Origin of the sequence: Nocardia nova NBRC 15556, assembly GCF_001613005.1 — a bacterium.
GTDB lineage: Bacteria > Actinomycetota > Actinomycetes > Mycobacteriales > Mycobacteriaceae > Nocardia > Nocardia nova.
Genome location: NZ_BDBN01000044.1, coordinates 21,034 through 39,716 on the forward strand (window position 1 = coordinate 21,034; position 18,683 = coordinate 39,716).

General features: G+C 67.7%; 20 protein-coding genes. 12 read left to right on the top strand and 8 right to left on the bottom strand.

Features of this window, described 5'->3' with window-relative positions; all coding sequences use genetic code 11:
* Positions 1-49: 49 nt before the first annotated feature.
* Both NN2_RS18455 and mnhG read left to right on the top strand, forming a co-directional pair.
* Entirely contained in the window at positions 50-310 is a 261-nt protein-coding gene (locus tag NN2_RS18455; RefSeq protein WP_063015226.1) for a monovalent cation/H+ antiporter complex subunit F, read from the top strand.
* A complete protein-coding gene (mnhG, locus tag NN2_RS18460; RefSeq protein WP_030516579.1) occupies positions 307-663 on the top strand; it encodes a monovalent cation/H(+) antiporter subunit G in 357 nt (118 codons plus the stop codon). Before NN2_RS18455 ends, mnhG begins: the two co-directional genes overlap by 4 nt.
* Before the next feature lie 8 nt (positions 664-671).
* Here the strand turns inward: mnhG and NN2_RS18465 are convergent, their stop codons facing one another.
* On the bottom strand, positions 672-1,958 hold the full coding sequence (locus NN2_RS18465; RefSeq protein ID WP_245658762.1) for a phosphatase PAP2 family protein: 1,287 nt from the start codon (positions 1,956-1,958) through the stop codon (positions 672-674).
* 208 nt (positions 1,959-2,166) lie between these two features.
* Here NN2_RS18465 and NN2_RS18470 point away from each other — a divergent pair, with 208 nt between their 5' ends.
* Complete coding sequence (locus tag NN2_RS18470) at positions 2,167-2,457, top strand: hypothetical protein (RefSeq protein ID WP_030516580.1); 291 nt, start codon at positions 2,167-2,169, stop codon at positions 2,455-2,457.
* 24 nt (positions 2,458-2,481) lie between these two features.
* The gene (locus NN2_RS18475) at positions 2,482-3,258 is read left to right on the top strand and encodes an alpha/beta fold hydrolase (RefSeq protein WP_063015227.1); all 777 of its coding nucleotides are present in this window, start codon (positions 2,482-2,484) and stop codon (positions 3,256-3,258) included.
* Positions 3,259-3,309: 51 nt separating this feature from the next.
* On the opposite strand, the gene NN2_RS18480 is transcribed toward NN2_RS18475, so the two are convergent.
* A complete protein-coding gene (locus NN2_RS18480) occupies positions 3,310-4,281 on the bottom strand; it encodes an oxygenase MpaB family protein (RefSeq protein ID WP_082857078.1) in 972 nt (323 codons plus the stop codon).
* Between the two features lie 65 nt (positions 4,282-4,346).
* On the opposite strand from NN2_RS18480, the gene NN2_RS18485 reads away from it, so the two are divergent.
* Entirely contained in the window at positions 4,347-5,039 is a 693-nt protein-coding gene (locus NN2_RS18485) for a TetR/AcrR family transcriptional regulator (RefSeq protein WP_146101055.1), read from the top strand.
* A gap of 1 nt (position 5,040) precedes the next feature.
* On the opposite strand, the gene NN2_RS18490 is transcribed toward NN2_RS18485, so the two are convergent.
* From NN2_RS18490 to napA, 4 genes are all read right to left on the bottom strand, one after another.
* A complete protein-coding gene (locus NN2_RS18490; protein WP_030516584.1) occupies positions 5,041-6,186 on the bottom strand; it encodes a glutamate--cysteine ligase in 1,146 nt (381 codons plus the stop codon).
* Positions 6,187-6,199: 13 nt separating this feature from the next.
* Positions 6,200-6,889, bottom strand: coding sequence for a superoxide dismutase[Cu-Zn] (gene sodC / locus NN2_RS18495; RefSeq protein ID WP_030516585.1), 690 nt, complete (start codon positions 6,887-6,889; stop codon positions 6,200-6,202).
* 116 nt (positions 6,890-7,005) lie between these two features.
* On the bottom strand, positions 7,006-7,566 hold the full coding sequence (locus tag NN2_RS18500; protein WP_063015229.1) for a LytR C-terminal domain-containing protein: 561 nt from the start codon (positions 7,564-7,566) through the stop codon (positions 7,006-7,008).
* Between the two features lie 54 nt (positions 7,567-7,620).
* On the bottom strand, positions 7,621-7,998 hold the full coding sequence (napA, locus tag NN2_RS18505) for a nucleoid-associated protein NapA (RefSeq protein WP_063015230.1): 378 nt from the start codon (positions 7,996-7,998) through the stop codon (positions 7,621-7,623).
* Positions 7,999-8,124: 126 nt separating this feature from the next.
* Between napA and NN2_RS18510 the strand changes: the two genes are divergently transcribed.
* From NN2_RS18510 to NN2_RS18520, 3 genes are read left to right on the top strand one after another with little or no spacing between them, the layout of a single operon-like run.
* Positions 8,125-8,715: a peptide deformylase gene (locus NN2_RS18510; protein ID WP_063015231.1), complete on the top strand. Its 591-nt coding sequence runs from the start codon at positions 8,125-8,127 to the stop codon at positions 8,713-8,715.
* Complete coding sequence (locus tag NN2_RS18515) at positions 8,705-9,694, top strand: N-acetylglutamate synthase, CG3035 family (RefSeq protein ID WP_063015232.1); 990 nt, start codon at positions 8,705-8,707, stop codon at positions 9,692-9,694. Before NN2_RS18510 ends, NN2_RS18515 begins: the two co-directional genes overlap by 11 nt.
* A 22-nt stretch (positions 9,695-9,716) precedes the next feature.
* On the top strand, positions 9,717-10,583 hold the full coding sequence (locus NN2_RS18520) for an exodeoxyribonuclease III (protein WP_063015233.1): 867 nt from the start codon (positions 9,717-9,719) through the stop codon (positions 10,581-10,583).
* On the opposite strand, the gene NN2_RS18525 is transcribed toward NN2_RS18520, so the two are convergent.
* The gene (locus NN2_RS18525) at positions 10,564-11,202 is read right to left on the bottom strand and encodes a hypothetical protein (protein ID WP_063015234.1); all 639 of its coding nucleotides are present in this window, start codon (positions 11,200-11,202) and stop codon (positions 10,564-10,566) included. The genes NN2_RS18520 and NN2_RS18525 overlap by 20 nt on opposite strands.
* A gap of 111 nt (positions 11,203-11,313) precedes the next feature.
* A complete protein-coding gene (locus NN2_RS18530) occupies positions 11,314-13,140 on the bottom strand; it encodes an acyl-CoA dehydrogenase (RefSeq protein WP_063015235.1) in 1,827 nt (608 codons plus the stop codon).
* Between the two features lie 301 nt (positions 13,141-13,441).
* Here NN2_RS18530 and NN2_RS18535 point away from each other — a divergent pair, with 301 nt between their 5' ends.
* From NN2_RS18535 to NN2_RS18550, 4 genes are all read left to right on the top strand, one after another.
* A complete protein-coding gene (locus tag NN2_RS18535) occupies positions 13,442-14,068 on the top strand; it encodes a TetR/AcrR family transcriptional regulator (RefSeq protein ID WP_030516593.1) in 627 nt (208 codons plus the stop codon).
* A 124-nt stretch (positions 14,069-14,192) separates the two neighbouring features.
* Positions 14,193-15,401: a homogentisate 1,2-dioxygenase gene (locus NN2_RS18540; RefSeq protein WP_063015236.1), complete on the top strand. Its 1,209-nt coding sequence runs from the start codon at positions 14,193-14,195 to the stop codon at positions 15,399-15,401.
* A complete protein-coding gene (locus NN2_RS18545) occupies positions 15,398-16,579 on the top strand; it encodes a fumarylacetoacetate hydrolase family protein (RefSeq protein WP_245658758.1) in 1,182 nt (393 codons plus the stop codon). The genes NN2_RS18540 and NN2_RS18545 overlap by 4 nt, the downstream gene beginning before the upstream one ends.
* A 146-nt stretch (positions 16,580-16,725) precedes the next feature.
* Complete coding sequence (locus NN2_RS18550; RefSeq protein WP_063015237.1) at positions 16,726-18,519, top strand: AMP-dependent synthetase/ligase; 1,794 nt, start codon at positions 16,726-16,728, stop codon at positions 18,517-18,519.
* Positions 18,520-18,683: the final 164 nt, after the last annotated feature.

The window sequence follows — 18,683 nt, forward strand, 5'->3', positions numbered from 1 at the left end:
GCGCCGCCGACCGGGTGCGGGTGTCCCGCAAATTACAGGAGGCAGGTTCATGACCTTTGTCGCGATCGTGGCGGGCATACTCCTGGCGACCGCCGCGGCTTTCACTTCCTTCCGGGTGCTGGCCGGTCCCGGCACCCTGGACCGGGTCGTCGGCATCGATTCGCTGGTCGGCATCGCCGCGGCGGGGTTGGCGGTGTGGGCCGCCTACAGCGACGACACCACGGTGGTGCCGGGCATCGTCGCGCTGTCGCTGGTCGGCTTCCTGGGATCGGCAGCGGTTACGCGTTTCCGGGTGCGGGACGACAAATGAGCGGCATCTTCCATACCGCGCTGATCTGGTTGTCGTACGCGACCATCCTGCTCGGGGCGTTCCTCGCCGCCACCGCCGCGGTCGCGATCGTGCGCTTCCCCGACACCCTCTCGCGCATGCACGCGGCGACGAAACCTCAAGTCGTCGGCCTGGTTCTGATTCTGATCGGTTCGGCGATCCAGCTGCGCGGCCATCCCAACGTCTGGATGTTGGTGCTCGTCGGCCTGTTCACGCTGGTCACCGCGCCGGCTATCGCGCACCTGGTCGGCCGGACGGCCTATCGGGAACAGCGCCACCGCGACGGCCTGCTGCTGATCAACGAGATGGGTGACGAGGACCTCCCCGACGATTGACGCACCCGCTACACCGCGACCGGTTCGGGCACCTCCGCGGCCGTGCGCGCGAACCAGGTGCGATAGAACGCCGACGCGAATCCGGCGAACAGACCGAGCGCGATGATCCCCGCGGGCAGCGGATATTCGGCCATCCACACCGCCAGATACCGGTAGGCGAGCAGCAATCCGATCAGCAGCGTGAATCCGGCGGCGACCAGCAGTGCGCGCGCCCGGTCCCAGCCGCGCTCGGGGGCGCGCAGCACCGATTCGACGGTCAGGGCCAGCACCGCACCCGCGAGCAGGTCGGCGCCGTAGTGATAGCCGAAACCCAGAGTGGCCGACAGCGTCGCGAGCAACCAGAACGTCCCGGCCCAGCGCACCCAGCGGGGTGCGGGCGCACCGTCGTTGTCGCGGCGGGTGTGCAGGAAAACCGCAGTCGCCCAGGCGGTGTGCATGGAGGGCATGCAGTTGCGCGGCGTGTAGCGGTCGAACGGCATGGGCTTCGGGTGGTAGTCGGTCGGTGGCACCACGTGCGGCCAATAGTCGCCGGCCTGCAGACCGTGCCCATCGGGTCCGTAGGCGAACATCGGCCCGACCACCGGGAAGATCAGGTAGATCACCGGGCCCACCAGGCCCAGCACCAGGAAGGTGCGCACCAGATAGTGCCGGGGCCACACCCCGGTGCGCACCACCTTGCGCAGCTGCCAGACCGCCACCACCATCGCGGCCACCGGCAATTCGATGTAGACCCAATGCAATACGCCGTAGACCACCGGGCCCAGGGCGTCGATCACCCGGCCCATCACCCATGCGGGCTCACCGAAGGCGTGATCGGCCAGCACCAGATAGCGGTCGCGGACCTCCGGCCCGGCCACCACCGTGAAGTGCAGCCACACGTCACCGACCTTGGTGGCGATGATCAGCAGCGATCCCAGCGCCGCCGCGTGCAGGGCGTTGCGTTTGGGCACACCCTCCCAGCCGAGCCAGGCGATCAGCACCACCCCGGTGAGGGCGATGACCGCACCGTTGCCGATGGTCAGCGGGCCGCCGAGAGACACCCGGATCGACGCACAGACGGCATCGACCATCACCGCCACGCCCACGGTGATGAACCGCCACCGCCACGACAACCCGACCAGCGCCAGCGCCAGCCCCGCCCACGGCACGGAGACCGATTTGGGTGTCCCGGCGAAATCCTCCCAGAGGCTGTGCAGCGGGCCCTCGAAGTTGTTGCGCACGGCCACAATCTGCAACACGACCAGCAGCGCCGGCACCGCGGTGACCAGCACCCAGGCCGCGTGGTGCGGCGACAGGTTCCGGAACCGTCCACGGCGAGCGTCACCGAAGCCGGAACGCGGATCATCGAGCAGCACCCGATCATCGTAAACAGGCGATGAACGCCGCCCCTCGCACAGCGGAAACGTCGGCGACGGATGTGATCTTCGCCATTGTCGCGACGGGCCCGGCCGCGACAACCTTTCCGTAAGCGATCACCAGGGGCGCGCTGCCAGAGTTCGAGCCATGTTCACTTGGTATGTCGCACTGCTCGCGATCAGTGGGATCGTCATGATCGCCATGGCGTCGGTGAAGCAGGGGCAGAGCAGCGCGTCACGATCCTTCAACGGCATCTTCGGCGGCATCTTCCTCGGCTACGCCTTCTACCTCGCCTTTCTCTTCGACGGCGGCTCGTACCTGATCTTCTTTCACGCCTTCATCGTTCCGGTGACGATGGTGGTGAACTTCTTCCGCAACCGCACGCCCCGCCCGAAGCTCACCGACACCCAGAAGGCCTGGCGCGAATTCCACCGCTGACCGAAATCGGGCCAGACTGCACGCATGGGTGAATACATCGACGCGGGCGGGTTGCGGACCTACTACGAGGTGCACGGGGACGGTGAGCCGGTGGTGTTGTTGCACGGTGGGCTCGGGACGGCCGAATCGTGGGGACAGCAGGTGGACGAGCTGGCTCGGCACTATCGGGTGTACGTGCCGGAGCGGCGCGGACACGGCAGGACCGCCGATGTGCCCGGGCCGATCACCTATGCGGCGATGGCCGAGGATACGGCCGCCTGGCTGGACGCCATGGCGCTACGCGGTGCCCATCTGATCGGGTGGAGCGACGGGGGCGCGGTGGCGGCGCTGGTTGCCATCGCGCGGCCGGAGCTGGTCGGCAAATTGGTGGTGATCGGCCAGTATTTGTCGCTGGACGGCGAGTGGCCGTCGTCGCGGGCGGCACTGGACGATCTTGCCGAGGATGCCGGCACCCGTGCCATGTTCGAAGGATTGCACGCACCGCTGTCGCCGGACGGCCCGGACCACTTCCCCGTCGTCTACGACAAGATCATGCGAATGTGGCGCGAGGAGCCGGAGATTCCCCTCGGCGACATCGCCCGCATCACCGCACCGACACTCTTCCTGCAGGGTGACGGCGATTGGGTGCGAGTCGAGCACAGCGCACTGCTCGCCCGCACCGTCGCCGATGCGCAGCTGGCCGTCGTTCCCGGCACGTCGCACGCGCTACCGCTGGAAAAGCCCGAGCTGGTGAACCGGTTGCTGCTCGACTTTCTCGCCGACGAGCAGGTCGCCCGCTTCCTGCCGGTCGGACACGAATAGCTGCTGTCCCGAAAGGTGCTGTCGAGGAAGCGATTCGAGGCCACTGGTTGGTCAGCGTCGGGCGGATACCAGGTCGGGAGCGAACGAATTCAGCCCCATCCCTTTGTATTTCGAGACCAGCTTGCGATAGCGGCGCCGGTTGCGCGCCAAGGCGGTATCGGTGACCGCGGCCGGCAGCGCGTGGTAGGCCAGGCGCAGTACCGTTGCGAGGGCGCGGAATTCGCGCTCCTGCCGCGGAGTCCACGGGTACGGCATGAGCTCGCGCACCTGGGGATGCATGATCCCGCAACCCAGCACGATGATCACGTGCCGGATGAACGGCGCGACCATCCGCCACAGCGGCTCGGCGAGCGGCGGCAGGAAGTCCGGCCGCGGCGCCGCGTCGATCGCGCCGGTGGCCGCGGTCAGCGTGGGAGTGCGCCGCAATTGCTCGGCGACCACGCGGTTGTAGTGCTCGACCATCTCGCGGTAGTCGGCGATCGGCACAGACCGGCCGGGAAGGTGCAGCGGCGCGGTGCTCGCCCGGAAGGCGTCCCAGATCGCCTGGTCGTCGGCGGCCGTCGGCCGATCGCCGGTGACCGTCCGATACGCGTGGTACTGAACGAAGAAGGCGGAGTAGAGGATCCAGTTCCACGATTCCGGCGCCAGCGCCGAATACCGCACGCCGTCGGCGCCGACTCCCTTCACATCGCGATGCAGTCGCAAGAGCCGGTCGGCCTCGGCCAGCCGGTCGGCCTCCTCCGCCTGGTACAGGATCTGATCGGCCGCCGCGGTACGCCGCGCCCGCCCCCACGGCTCGTCGCGAACCCGGCCGGTGACCTCCAGCGCGGCCGAGACGGCGGGCAGCATGGTCTGGTCGTACAGGCCGACACCGAAGAGTCCGAGGAAAACCGACCCGGCCACCCGCTCGAACCGCCGCACCGCGGCCGCCGATGCATCGGCGTGTGCGCGAGTCGTCGCGGCATCACCGGCCGAGCGCGCCGGCTCCCGCGTCGGCGCCTCATGAGACACGGGGCAGGACATCACAGAACTCCCTTGTTCCGATTAGTGTGGTGCCACGCGGCACCACAAATGGTTCTGGTGTCAGAGTGCACCAAAAGAGGGCGGTGGTCAAGATCATGAATGCGGATGCGGAGTCCCGAGGTCGCGCCGTGCGCGCCTACGGCGGGATCAGCGCGGCCGAACGCCGGGAACGGCGGCGCACCGCCCTGCTCGACGCGGCATTGGACCTGCTCGCAGAGGGCGGCGCGAATGCGGTGACCAAGCGCGCGGTCTGCGCCCGTGCCCGCCTGAACGACCGGTACTTCTACGAACATTTCGCCGATCGCGACGTCCTGGTCCAGGCCCTGGCCGGGCAGCTCACCGCCGACGGCATCGCGGCCGTGATCTCGGCCACGCTGGCCGCGGGACCGGATCTGCACGAACAGGTCCGTGCCGCCGCCGACGCCGCGCTCGGATTCCTCGCCGCGGACCCGCGACGCCAAGCGCTGGTGCTGGCATCCCATTCCGATGCCGCATTGCAGAGCGGCCGGCTCAGCACTCAGCGCGATATCGCGGCCGCCATGGCCGCGGTGGTGCGGGAACTACGCCCGCCCGACCCGGCCGCCGCCCCGCTCGACCTGGATATGACCGCCTACGCCGTCGTCAGCGGCACGCTGGAACTGGTAGCGGCGTGGATTCGTGGCGAATTCCGCGCCACCCGTACCCATCTCACCGAATTGATCGCCGCCCTGCTGCTGGCCGGCACCGCCATCACCCCGGCCGCGCCGGAGGACCGCTGACTCAGCTATTCAATTCCTTGACCAGCGCGTCCACCACCGCGACCAGATCGCCCTGCGCGGCCGCCGCCACTCGTCGCTGCCGCTGATACGACGCCCCGCGTTCGACGATATCGGGCACCCGCGCGAGCTCGTTCTCGCACTGCAGCAGTTTCGCGGTGGGCTGCAACCGATCCAGCAGATCCATCAGATCGTCGGTGACCAGCCGCTCGTTGCTGTCGGAGTCGGTGATGATGATCGCGTCCAGGCCGTACCGCGCTGCGCGCCACTTGTTCTCCTGCACATGCCACGGCGGCAGGGTGGGCATGGTCTCCCCCGCCTCCACCCTGCGATCCAGATCCACGATCAGGCAGTGGATCAGGGCGACGAGCGCGGAAAGTTCGAAGCGACTGGGGATGCCGTCGCAGACGCGAACCTCGATGGTCCCCCATTTCGGCGCGGGGCGGATATCCCAGTGCATCCCGCCGAGTTGTTCGAACACACCGGTTTTCATCTGGTCGTGCACGAAAGACTCGAACTGCGACCAGTTCTCGAACTGGAACGGCAAGCCGGCGGTCGGCAGCTGCTGGAACATCAGCGCGCGATTGCTCGCGTACCCGGTATCGATGCCGGCCCACATCGGTGAGGACGCCGACAGCGCCAGCAGATGCGGATACGAGAGCAGCAGCGTGTTGAGAATCGGAAAGACCTTCTCCGGGTGCGAGACTCCCACGTGCACGTGCACGCCCCAGATCAGCATCTGGCGGCCCCACCACTGGGTGCGGCTGATCAGCTCGTCGTAATGCTCGGAGCGAGTCAGCTGTTGCGTCGACCACTGGGCGAACGGATGGGTGCCCGCGCAGAACAGGTCCACACCGACGCGGTCGGCGGCCGCGCGCACGGTGTCCATCGTGGCGTGCATCTCGTCGACCACCTCGCCGACGGTGTCGTGGACACCGCTGACGAGTTCGACCGTATTCTTCAGCAGTTCCTTGGTGACATGCGGCGGGCCGTTGGGCGCCCGCAGATCACCGACCTGATCGAAGACCGCGGCGGCCGTATTGGAGAGATTGCGCGTCTGCTTGTCGACGAGCGCGATCTCCCATTCGACGCCCAGCGTCGGGCGGGGCGAGCCGTTCCAGGGAACCGTTCGAGAGCCAGCCCCACCCATGACGAATCCGCTCTTACCCGATGACGCCGCAGGCGACCCGGCCGCCCGCGTCGCCGGTTGCCAGAGTCTCGGCATCGGGTCCGGGCGCGCCACCGTTGGCCTGCAGGTAGCGGTTCGGGATGTTGCCGAAGTTGTCGGCGCCGGCGTGGATCATCAGCGCCTTGCCCTTGACCTGGTCCAGCGTCACGGAGTCGGTGGTGGTCACCAGCTTCGCGGTGCCGTCCTTACCGACCTCGAGCGAGGTCAGATCGCCGCTGGAGGGATGGGCGTTCGACTCGCCCACCTGGAGGTGGCCACCGGCGGAGAGGAAGTTGCCCGGCGCGCCGCCGGACGGGGCGGTGGAGTTCGGCTCGCACTTGCCGTTCTGGTGGATGTGCAGGCCGTGGAAGCCCGGCTGCAGGCCGTGCGCGTCGACGGTGATCTGCAGCTTGTCGCCGGACTTGGCGATGGTGGCGGTGCCGACCTGCGCGCCGGAGGGGTCCTTCAACTGCACCGAGACCGAGTCGCCGGAGGGCGGGTTCTGCTCGGCGCCGGTGCCGGAGTTCTCCGCCGGACCGGCGCTACCGGTCCATACCGGCGGGGTGGTCCCCTTGACGTCGCTCGACTCCTGGCTGTTGCTGCACGCGACCAGGCCGAAAGCCGCGATCGCCAGCATCGGGGTCACAGTCCGCCAGGAGGGGCGACGGGTTGCGGAGGGGGCCATCGGAGAACTCCTTTACGAGTACCGAGTTTACGAGTAGTGCTGGTTGAACAGATTCCTTACCGGACAAGATCTTGCCAGAGCCGTTATGCACCGCACTGGTGGGGCTCGGTTGGGTTCTAGTTACCGGTGACGATGACGATGACGCCCGGCGGCGAGTCCGCGATTCCGGCGAAACGCGGCTCGGCCGATACTCCCAGTTCATTCGCGATCGCCTGGGCGGTTTCCCGCTCGTGCGGGGAATTTCCGTAATAGACAGTTGTTTTCGCGATCACACCGCCGGGATAGTTGCCGGTCTCGGTGACGTCGAAGCCCGCCGCGGTGAGCTGGCTCCCGGTGCGGGAGGCCAGGCCGGCGACGGTGCTGTTGTTCAGCACCCGGACCGGGACGGTCTTGTCCACACCGGCCGTCGTGCTGGTCGCCGCCGCGGTGGTCGTGGTGAGCGTGCTCGTCGGCGCCGCGGTGGTCGTGGCCGCCGTCGTGGTGGCGGCGGCGCGGGTGGTGGTGACCGGCGCGGCCGTCGTTTCGGTGTCCGACGAGGTCTCCGCGGCAGCGGAATCGGAACTCGAGTTCGACAGCGCCATCGCGCCGAGGCCCGCGAAGACGATGGCCAGCGCGATCAGCACCATCGCGAGTGCTCGCAGCGGCGGTCCACCGGAGGGCGGATTCGGGTTGCTCACGGTGTCGACCCTAGTCGCAGGGATGAGCGTGCGCGCGCATCGGACATCGGCCGATCAGACCTGAAAGCCCAGCCGCCGCGCCGCCCGCGATTTCTGCCGGCTGGCCCGCAACCGGCGCAGCCGTTTCACCAGCATGGGATCGGCGGCCAGCGCCTCGGGCTTGTCGACGACGGCGTTGAGGACCTGGTAGTAACGGGTGGCGGACATGGCGAACAGCTCCCGGATGGCTTCTTCCTTGGCACCGGCGTACTTCCACCACTTGCGCTCGAAATCGAGGATGTCGAGTTCGCGACGGGTGAGACCGTCGACCGCCGCCCCCTCTGGGGCGCCTTCGACCGCCGCGCCGGAGGCGCCTTCGACCACTGCCACGATCTCTTCGCTCGCGGAGCTGTCCTCGCTTGCGGATAGATTCCGGGCCGCTGCGCTGTCCATATCGCTCCCTCGCCGAATCAACAACGGACGACAGTCGTCGTCATTCAACCACGCGGCACACCCGTTCACCGAGGCGTCGTACGGCGTGTCGGGCCGTACACGCGGCGCCGCGTAAAGTGTGCCACCATGGCGATTCTCCCGATCCGCATCGTCGGCGATCCGGTGCTGCACAACCCGACCCGGCAGGTGTCGCAGTCGCCGGACGAGCTCGCCGGCCTGATCGCGGACATGTACGAAACCCTCGATGCCGCCAACGGAGTCGGGCTGGCCGCCAATCAGGTCGGTGAATCGCTGCGCCTGTTCGTCTACGACTGCCCCGACGTGCAGCCCGACGGTTCGGTGCAGCGGCGGCGCGGCGCGGTGATCAACCCGGTGCTGGAAACCTCCGAGATCCCCGAAACCATGCCCGATCCCGACGACGACGAGGAGGGCTGCCTCTCCGTTCCGGGTGAGCAGTTCCCCACCGGCCGCGCCGACTGGGCGCGGGTCACCGGCACCGACGAACACGGCGAGCCGGTCACCATCGAGGGCAAGGGTTTCTTCGCCCGCATGCTCCAGCACGAGGTCGGCCACCTCGACGGCTTCCTCTATGTGGATGTGCTGATCGGCCGCAACGCCCGCGCCGCGAAGAAGGCGATCAAGCGCAACGGCTGGGGCACACCGGGTCTGAGCTGGGTGCCGGGCGAGGTGCCGGATCCGTTCGGGCATGACGACTGACCGTCCCGATATCCCGCTCGGGCGCCGCGTGGTGGTGCGGTACCGCCTGCCCGAGGGTTATCCGCAGCAGTTCACGGATGTGATCGGCGAACTCGTCGCACCGGATCCGGTGCAGGTCCGCACCGCCGACGGCACCACGGTGACCATCGCACCCGATCGGGTGGTGGCGATGAAAGCATTGGGGCCGCGCCCGATCCGGATCGGTGAGATCCGCGCGCTGGAAGCGGCGGCGATCGACGGCTGGCCCGGGCTCGAACGGGCCTGGTTCGACGGCTGGTTGTGCAGTGCCGGCAACGGATACAGCCATCGCGCGAATTCCGCTGTGCCACTGGGCGAATCCGGTCGCAACGCCGCCCTCGACATGCGCACGCTGCAACGCATCGGCGAGTGGTACACCGAACACGGTCTGCCGCTGCAGCTTCGGCTCCCCGACCGCCTGGCGCCGGTGCCGCCGGGCTGGCGCACCTGGGGCGAGACGAGGGTGCTCGGCATCGATATCGCCACTTTCGTACTGCCGCAGGGTCCGTCGATGGTCCGCATCGACGAGCGGCCGCACCCGGCCTGGCTGGAACTGCACCGGCACCGCGGGGAGGACACCGTCGACGTGGCCGCGCCGCTGCCCGATACCGACGTGCTCACCGCGGTTTGCGACGGTGAACTCGGTTTCGCCGCGCTGGGCCTGCCGACTCCGCTGGCGATCGGCCGCGGCGCCCTGACCACCGCCCCCGACGGCCGACACTGGATCGGCCTGAGTTGTCTCGCGGTCGCCGCACCCCACCGCCGCCACGGCCTGGGCACCCTCGTCTGCGCCGAACTGATCAACTGGGGCTACAAACGCGGCGCCACCCACGCCTACGTCCAGGTGGAGGTGAACAACGACGCCGCCCTCGCGATGTACCGGGAGATGGGCTTCGTCGACCATCACACCTACCGCTACGCCGCTCCGGACCCCGAGGCGGGCCGCCACCGCCGCGAGTGAACCCGCCGACTAACCTCGTTTCATGCGGTTGGCCACCTGGAATGTGAATTCGATTCGATCCCGAGTGGATCGGGTCGTGTCGTGGCTGGACCGCGCCGATATCGATGTGCTGGCCATCCAGGAAACCAAATGCCGCGACGACCAGTTCCCGGCCGAGCGGTTCGAAGAGGCCGGCTACGAGGTCGTGCACACCGGCTTCAGTCAGTGGAACGGGGTGGCGATCGCCTCCCGGGTGGGCATCGACGAGGTCGAGGTCACCTTCCCCGGCCAGCCCGGATTCGACAAGGACGCCGGGGCCTCGCTGATCAGCGCGCCGGTGGTGGAGGCACGGGCGATCGGCGCCACCTGCGGTGGCGTCCGGGTGTGGAGTTTGTACGTACCCAACGGGCGCACACTGACCGATCCGCACTACACCTACAAGCTGGAATGGCTTGCGGCCCTGCGTGATTCCGGCGCGGCCTGGTTGGGGGCCGACCCGTCGGCGCAGATCGCGCTGTGCGGCGACTGGAATATCGCACCCACCGACGACGACGTGTGGTCGCCGGAATTCTTCGCGCACAAGACGCACACCTCGGCGCCGGAGCGAGCCGCGTTCGACGCCGTCGTGGCGGCGGGATTCACCGATGTGATGCGCCCGTTCGCCCCCGGTCCAGGTGTCTACACCTACTGGGACTACACCCAGCTGCGCTTTCCGCGCAAGGAGGGTATGCGCATCGATTTCGTCCTCGCCTCACCCGCGCTGAGCGCCCGCGCCGTCGATGCCGGGGTCGATCGCGAGGAACGAAAGGGTAAGGGCGCCAGCGATCATGCGCCCGTGGTGGTCGAATTCTCGGACTCTCCGGCGCTTTCGGAGCGGCCGGGACCGGAGGTCAGCTCTGCCGGGTCTTGATGGCGTCGTGGGAGATGTAGACGTCGTAACTGCCGGGCATCGCGATCACCGCGTTGCCGTAGGCCGAGCGGATGAACGGTTCGGTGTACCAGCTGTGCTCGCGCATATCGGTGAAGAAGTCTCCGTCGCCGCCATTGAGCATGGTCTGGTGCTGACTCACCGCGGCACCGTCGAGCCGCTGACCGTAGAGCCGGGTCACCTTGTAGCCGGAATGGAATCCGAGCGCGTTGACCCACGGCTCCAATTCCACGATATCGGCCTGTAGCACCCACAGATCACCCTCGATCCGATAGGTCTGATGCGTCTCGTCGTGATGGCCGTCGCCGTAGAGGGTGAGCTCGATATCGAGGGTATGGTCTTTGCCCGCAACGCTTTTCGCGACGACGTGCGCGGCCTTCACCTCACCGGTCAGCCCGAGGTAGGTCTGCAGCAGGGTCACCGCCCACAGCAGGACGACCGCCACCAGCAGCACCACCAGCCCACTCGCGCCGCGCCCGATATGGCTGCGCCAGCCCGCCTTCCGGGCGCGCAGGACGGCCGTGACCAGCATCGCGATCGCGACGACGAAGAGCACCGCCAGCAATGCCTGGATCCAGCCGAAGGCCATCGGGAACACCATGCCGACAGTTGTACCCGCATTCGGGTACCGCACGCGGGCGAGTCGGACACGAATACGCCACGGCCGGCCGGGATTTCCCGGCCGGCCGTGTGCGCGGTGTGGGCTTCGAGCCTAGAAGGCGCCCTCCTCCAGCTGCATGATGTCGGTATCGAGGTTTTCCACCACGGCCCGCACACCACCCAGCAGCGGCAGCTGGTTCTTGGCGAACCACGATGCGACGCCGACCTTTCCGGCGTAGAACAGCCGATCCTTCTCCGCCGGCTGTCCCGCCAGCGCGGCCTGCGCGACCTGCGCCTGGGCCAGCAGCCGCCAGCCGATGACGAGATCGCCCACGGCGTGCAGGAAGCGCACGGAACCGAGTCCGACCTTGTAGATCTCCTCCGGCGTCTGCGCCGCGGCCACCAGATAGCCGGTGAGCGCGGTCGCCATCGCCTGCACATCCGCGAGCGCGGCGCCCAGCAGCGTCTTCTCCGCCTTCAGGGTGTCGGGCTCGCTCTCGACGAACTGCTGCACCAGTCCGGCGACATGGGCGAGCGCCACGCCCTTGTCGCGAACGATCTTGCGGAAGAAGAAGTCCTGCGCCTGGATCGCGGTCGTACCCTCGTACAGCGAGTCGATCTTCACGTCGCGGATGTACTGCTCGATCGGGTAGTCCTGCAGATATCCCGAGCCACCGAAGGTCTGCAGCGACTCGGTGAGGGTTTCGTACGCCCGTTCCGAGGCGACGCCCTTGACGATCGGCAGCAGCAGGTCGTTGACCCGCGCCGCGGTATCGGGGTCGGCGCCGAAATTCGCCTGTGCCACATCGTCGTTCTGATACGACGCGCAATACAGATACAGCGCCCGCAGGCCCTCGGCATAGGACTTCTGCAGCGCCAGGCTGCGCCGGACGTCCGGGTGGTGGGTGATGGTGACGCGCGGAGCGGTCTTGTCGGCCATCTGGGTCAGATCGGCGCCCTGCACGCGAGACTTCGCGTACTCCAGCGCGTTCAGGTATCCGGTGGACAGGGTTCCCGCCGACAGCACGCCGACCATCATGCGAGCGTTCTCGATGACCTTGAACATCTGGGCGATGCCGTTGTGCACGTCGCCGACCAGGTAACCGATCGCGGGCTTGTCGCCACCGTAGGTCAGCTCACAGGTCGGCGAGGACTTGATGCCCATCTTGTGTTCGAGGTTGGTCACCAGCACGCCGTTGCGCTCGCCCAATTCCATTGTCTGCGAATCGAACAGGTACTTCGGCACCACGAACAGCGACAGGCCCTTGGTACCCGGGCCGGCGCCCTCGGGCCGCGCCAGGGTGAGGTGGAAGATGTTGTCGGCGGTGTCGCCGACGTCACCACCGGAGATGAAGCGCTTCACCCCTTCGATGTGCCAGGTCCCGTCGGGCTGCGAAACGGCCTTGGTGCGGCCCATGCCGACATCGGATCCGGCGTCGGGTTCGGTGAGGACCATCGTTCCGCCCCAGCGGTTTTCCCAGGCGTGCTCGGCCCACCGCCGCTGTTCCTCGGTGCCCTCGCGGTACAGCACCTGGTGCATGAGCGGGCCCATATTGAAGAAGCTGGCCGAATTGTTCGCCGCCACAAGCATTTCCTGGATGGCCCAGATCAGCGGCGACGGGGCGTCGACACCGCCCATGTCCTCGGGCATACCCAGTCCGGACCAGCCGGCCTCGTTGACCGCCGCGACCGTCTTGCGCAGCGGGTCCGGCACTATGACCTCGTGCTCGGCCGCGTCGAACGAGATCGGATTGCGATCGGCGTCGACGAACGACTCGGCTACCGGCCCCTCCGCCAACCGCTGCACCTCGGTGAGCATTCCGCGTGCGGTTTCGGTATCCAGATCGCCGTACGCGCCGGCCTCCAGCAGCGCACCGATTCCCAACACCTCGAACAAGTTGAACTCGATATCCCGAAGGTTCGCCTTGTAGTGCGACACGCTCAGGGCCTCCTCGCCATCGTCGATTGTTCTCCGTCGGAGGTTGCCGTACCCGCGTTCACTTACGCAACCGTAACCGGCCGAGACTAGAGAATTCGGGGTAACTTATGCGGGCGGACCAGTCCATCCGCGATTCACTTTTCCCAATCGCGCCCCGCCTCGCGGCAATTTGCTCGGAATGTGCTCGCATTCGATATCTCGATCGGCATCCCCGATCGGCGGAGACCCGCCCGCGCGGCTGCCCTCCGCCGGTGCGATGCGACCGGCATAACCGCCCTCTACCACTGCTATCTTGTTCGCCATGGCTTCGGAATCCGCGGTACGACCGCGTCAACGGGCCCAGCATCTCGGCCCCGAACGCCGCCGCCCGCAGGTTCTGGATGCGGCGCTGCGCATCGCGGCGGACGAGGGGATCGCGGCCGTCACCATCGCCGCCGTGGCCGAACGCCTGACCGTGACCCGGCCGGTGGTCTACGCCTGCTTCGCCGATCGCGTCGAACTCATCAACGCCCTCATCCAGCGTGAGGAGGGGCTGCTGCTGGCCGGCATCATGGACGCCCTGCCGCCGCGCCGGGTGGAGGCCGACGAAGAGGTCTTCGTCGAGGGGTTCCGCGCCCTGCTGGAGACGGTCTCCAAACGCCCCGACACCTGGAAACTGCTGCACGGCAATCCCGATCCGGCGGTGGCGAGTTCGTTCGGACGTGGGCGCAGCTTCGCGGTCGAGCGCTGCACCCGCCGGTTGCGGCCCACGCTGGAGGCGTGGGGAACCGTCGACGCGGAACGCAAACTGCCCGCACTGGTCGAGTTGTGGGTTTCGGCCGGTGAGGGCGCGGTGCGAACGCTGGTGACCGAGGGCGACAAGTGGACCCCGCAGGATCTGGGCGCCTTCGTGGGCGCGGCGGTCTACCGGGCGCTGCGCTCGGCCTGAGAGCTGTCGCGAAACCGCCGCTCGACTGGTATTTTTGCCGGCCGAAGTTCGCACTCTCCGGCAATCGGTCTAGCTAAAATGGAAATCGGCGTCCATTCGACCAGCGACCCGGCGGGAGAGCGGTATGGCGTTCTATCGGCAACTGGGATTCCTACCGGCGAAGCGGCACACCCAGCATCGTGACGAACGGGGGCAGCTGCTCTACGAGGAGCTGATGGGCGAGGAAGGCTTCTCCGGCGACTCGTCGCTGCTGTATCACCGCGGCCTGCCGCCGGCGATCGTCGACTCCTCGGTCTGGCGGCCGCCGAATCCCCGGACCGTGCCGAACCATCCGCTGCGGCACCGGCACCTGCGGCTGCACGAACTGTTCCCCGAGTCCGTACTCGCGCAGACCGACGTCGTGACGGGCCGCCGCCTGATCCTCGGCAACGACGACGTGCGCATCTCCTATGTGGCGGCGCTGCGCGAATCCCCCTTGTACCGCAACGCGATCGGTGACGAGCTGGTCTACGTCGAATCCGGATCGGGCGTGGTGGATACCGTTTTCGGGCGGCTGCCGGTGCACGCCGGCGATCACGTGCTGCTGCCGCGGGCGACCACGCATCGCTGGCGGCCGCAGGGCCCGGAACCGCTGCGCGGCTACATCATCGAGGCGACCGGACATATCACCGCACCGAAGCGGTATCTGTCCGCAAGCGGCCAGTTCCTGGAGAATTCGCCGTACTGCGAGCGGGATCTGCACGGTCCCGCCGAGCCGCTCCAGGAGTCCGGCACCGAGGTCGAGGTGCTGGTGAAACATCGGCCCGGCGCCGAAATACTCGGCACCCGAATGGTGTACGCCCATCATCCGTTCGACGTGGTGGGCTGGGACGGCTGCCTGTACCCGTACACCTTCGATATCGCCGATTTCGAGCCGATCACCGGCCGGATTCATCAGCCGCCACCGGTGCACCAGGCCTTCGCGGGGACGAACTTCGTGATCTGCGATTTCGTACCCCGCAAGGTCGACTACCACCCGCTGTCGATTCCGGTGCCCTACTACCACTCCAACGTCGACTCCGACGAGATCCTGTTCTACTGCGGCGGAAACTACGAGGCGCGGCGCGGTTCCGGTATCGGACCGGGATCGGTCTCGGTGCATCCCGGCGGATATGCACACGGTCCGCAGCCGGGCGCCTACGAGCGCAGTATCGGCGTGGACTATTTCGACGAGCTGGCGGTGATGGTCGACACCTTCCGCCCGCTGGGGCTCGGCGAGGGCGCCCTGGCCTGCGAGGACCCGGATTACGCGTGGACCTGGTCGGGCCGCGGGCCGAGTTCGGAGCGGGCGTGAACGCCACGGTCCGGCTGGAGGTGTCCGACGATGCCCCGTTCGGGCCGGACAACCTGCCCTACGGGGTGTTCGCGCCGCCCGGCGGCGATTTCCGAGTCGGCGCCCGGATCGGCTCGGATGTCGTGGATCTTTGTGTGTTGCTGGATGATTCGACGTTCGCGCGACCCGATCTGAACGCTTTCCTGGCCCAGGGGCCACGGCGTTGGCACACGGTGCGTGAACGGCTGCGGGAGGCGGTGCGCGGGCCACTGCCCGCGGCGGTGATCCATCCGCTCGCGTCGGTGCGATCGAAGCTCCCGATCGCGATCGGCGACTATGTGGACTTCTACGCGAGTATCGACCACGCCACCCGGCTCGGGCGGTTCCTGCGTCCCGACGGCGAACCGCTGCTGCCGAATTGGCGACACCTGCCGGTGGGTTATCACGGGCGTGCGGGCAGCGTGGTGGTCTCGGGCAGCCCGGTGATCCGGCCCTGCGGACAGCGCCGGACCGGCTCGGGCGCAACGGAATTCGCGCCGTCCGCATGGCTGGACATCGAGGCGGAACTCGGCTTCGTCGTCGGCGCCGGTTCCGAGCTCGGGACATCGATCGCGGTGGACGCGTTCCCCGATCATGTTTTCGGCGTGGCGCTGGTCAACGACTGGTCGGCCCGCGACATACAGGCCTGGGAGGGACAGCCGCTCGGCCCGTTCCTCGGCAAATCGTTCGCCACCTCGCTGGCGGCGTGGATCACGCCGCTCGCCGCGCTGGAATGCGCCCGGATCGCGCTGCCGGAACAAACCCCGGAACCGCTTCCCTATCTACGGGGACAACAGGATTGGGGATTCGACATCGACGTGCGCGTGCACTGGAACGGCGTCCCGGTGAGTGCGCCGCCGTATCGCGCGATGTACTGGTCGGGGGCGCAGATGCTGGCCCATCTGACGGCCAACGGCGCCGGCACCCGGCCCGGCGACCTGTTCGCCTCCGGCACCATCTCGGGTCCCCGCCGGGATCAGAGCGGATCGTTCATCGAACTCTCCGGCAACGGCGCCGAGCCCGTCGACGTCGGCGGCTCCGAGCGGACCTTCCTCGCCGACGGGGATACGGTCCTGCTGACCGCGACGGCCCCTGGCCCCGGCGGCTCACCTATGGCGTTGGGTGAGGTCAGCGGCCGGATCCTGCCCTCTCGCCGCTGATCGGCGGGGTGTCACCGTCCTGGCGGACACAACCGATAATTGTGCAGCGCGACTACAATGTGAGAGGCGTCACAGCACGGAACGCGTCATCCCCACCCGTTCGGTGCGGTGAACACCATCGGCAGCGTGGCTTACGAGGAGCAGCTATGCGCGAATACAGCCTGCCGGCCCTACAGGAAGTTCCGCCCGGCGCCACCCTCGGCGACCTTGTTCACCGCAACGCCGAAAAGTATCCCGACGTCGCGGTCATCGCTCGAAAACGCGACTCCCGATGGGAGGATCTGACCGCGGTCGAATTCCTCGCCGAGGTGCGAGCGGCGGCCAAGGGCCTGATCGCCAGTGGTATCGAGCCGGGCGATCGGGTGGCGATCATGTCCCGCACGCGGTACGAGTGGACACTGCTCGATTTCGCCCTCTGGTGCGCCGCGGCCGTCACCGTTCCGGTATACGAGACGTCCTCCGCCGAACAGGTGCAATGGATACTCTCCGATTCCGGAGCCGTCGCGGTGATCACGGAAACCGCCGCGCACACGGCCGTCGTGGGCAAGGTGCAGGAACAGGTGCCCGATCTCGCGCACATCTGGGAGATCGAGGCGGACGCGGTCGCCACCCTCGTGCGAACCGGCGCCGATGTCACCGACGCCGCGCTGGACGAACGGCGCTCCGCGATCGCCGGGGACGCTCTCGCGACCATCGTCTACACCTCCGGCACCACCGGCCGGCCCAAGGGATGCCGGATCACCCACGGCAACTTCCTGGGCGAACTGAGCAACGCGACCGCCCGCCTGCCGCAGTTGTTCCGCACGGGCGAGTCGTCGGTCCTGCTGTTTCTGCCGCTGGCCCATGTGTTCGGGCGGATCGTCGAGGTGGCCGCCGCGCTCGTGCCGATCAAGATCGGTCATGTCGGCGACGTCAAGAACGTCACCGACGAGCTGGGCACCTTCCGGCCGACGCTGATTCTCGGCGTACCGCGAGTGTTCGAGAAGGTCTTCAACACGGCGCGCACGCAGGCGCAGTTGACGCATCGGGGCCGGATCTTCGACATCGCCGCGGATACGGCGATCGCCTACAGCCGCGCCTTGGATGCCGACCACGTCCCGCTGGGGCTGCGATTACGCCATCAACTGTTCGACCGTTTGGTGTATCGCAAGCTGCGAGCCGCGCTCGGTGGCCGGGCCACGCACGCCCTCTCCGGCGGTGCTCCACTCGGCGAACGCCTGGGGCACTTCTTCCGCGGCGTCGGCTTCACGGTGCTGGAGGGTTACGGGCTCACCGAAACCTCCGGAATCGCCACCTTCAACCCGGACGACCGGCCGAAGATCGGAACCGTCGGCCAGCCGGTGCCGGGCACGACGGTTCGCATCGATGAAGACGGCGAGATCCTGCTGCGAGGTCCCCAGATGTTCCCCGGCTACTGGAACAACCCCGTGGCCACCGCGAACACCTTCCGCGACGACTGGTTCGCCACCGGCGACATCGGCTCACTCGACGACGAGGGCTACCTGGCCATCACCGGCCGCAAGAAAGAACTCATCGTGACGGCCGGCGGCAAGAACGTCGCCCCGGCGGTGATCGAAGACCGCATCCGAGCCCACGCCATCGTCGGCGAAGTCGTGGTCGTCGGCGACGCCAAACCTTTCGTCACCTGTCTGGTCACCGTCGACAGCGAGCACTTCCCGATCTGGAAGCAGCTGCACGGCAAACCCTCCGAGGCCACCCTCGAAGACCTCGATTCCGACCCGGAGCTGCTGAGCGCGATCCAGGCCGCCGTCGACGACGGCAACGCGGCCGTATCCCGAGCCGAGGCGGTCCGGAAGTTCAGGCTGCTGCGCACCGAATTCACCGAGGCCAACGGCTATCTCACCCCGTCCCTCAAACTCAAGCGCAACGTGGTCCTGCGCGACTTCGCCGAGGAAATCGAGGCACTGTATTCGACGTAGCAGGGCCGGTTCGACTACCGAGTCCGATTCAGGGGCCGATCGCGGGGGCAGTGACGCGCCCCACGGTCGCGCGGTACCCTCGGCCGGGTACCACATCGTGCCAACGGGGGCTCGCACCAGCGGGCTGAGAGGACGGCTAGCCCATTCGGGCGGATCGAGGGCCG

Bases quoted from the DNA above. Each gene is read 5' to 3' on its own strand.
- NN2_RS18455 (WP_063015226.1), top strand. From the start codon at position 50: ATGACCTTTGTCGCGATCGTGGCGGGCATACTCCTGGCGACCGCCGCG.
- mnhG (WP_030516579.1), top strand. From the start codon at position 307: ATGAGCGGCATCTTCCATACCGCGCTGATCTGGTTGTCGTACGCGACC.
- NN2_RS18470 (WP_030516580.1), top strand. From the start codon at position 2,167: ATGTTCACTTGGTATGTCGCACTGCTCGCGATCAGTGGGATCGTCATG.
- NN2_RS18475 (WP_063015227.1), top strand. From the start codon at position 2,482: ATGGGTGAATACATCGACGCGGGCGGGTTGCGGACCTACTACGAGGTG.
- NN2_RS18480 (WP_082857078.1), bottom strand. From the start codon at position 4,281: ATGTCCTGCCCCGTGTCTCATGAGGCGCCGACGCGGGAGCCGGCGCGC.
- NN2_RS18490 (WP_030516584.1), bottom strand. From the start codon at position 6,186: ATGGGTGGGGCTGGCTCTCGAACGGTTCCCTGGAACGGCTCGCCCCGC.
- sodC (WP_030516585.1), bottom strand. From the start codon at position 6,889: ATGGCCCCCTCCGCAACCCGTCGCCCCTCCTGGCGGACTGTGACCCCG.
- napA (WP_063015230.1), bottom strand. From the start codon at position 7,998: ATGGACAGCGCAGCGGCCCGGAATCTATCCGCAAGCGAGGACAGCTCC.
- NN2_RS18510 (WP_063015231.1), top strand. From the start codon at position 8,125: ATGGCGATTCTCCCGATCCGCATCGTCGGCGATCCGGTGCTGCACAAC.
- NN2_RS18515 (WP_063015232.1), top strand. From the start codon at position 8,705: ATGACGACTGACCGTCCCGATATCCCGCTCGGGCGCCGCGTGGTGGTG.
- NN2_RS18520 (WP_063015233.1), top strand. From the start codon at position 9,717: ATGCGGTTGGCCACCTGGAATGTGAATTCGATTCGATCCCGAGTGGAT.
- NN2_RS18525 (WP_063015234.1), bottom strand. From the start codon at position 11,202: ATGGTGTTCCCGATGGCCTTCGGCTGGATCCAGGCATTGCTGGCGGTG.
- NN2_RS18535 (WP_030516593.1), top strand. From the start codon at position 13,442: ATGGCTTCGGAATCCGCGGTACGACCGCGTCAACGGGCCCAGCATCTC.
- NN2_RS18540 (WP_063015236.1), top strand. From the start codon at position 14,193: ATGGCGTTCTATCGGCAACTGGGATTCCTACCGGCGAAGCGGCACACC.
- NN2_RS18550 (WP_063015237.1), top strand. From the start codon at position 16,726: ATGCGCGAATACAGCCTGCCGGCCCTACAGGAAGTTCCGCCCGGCGCC.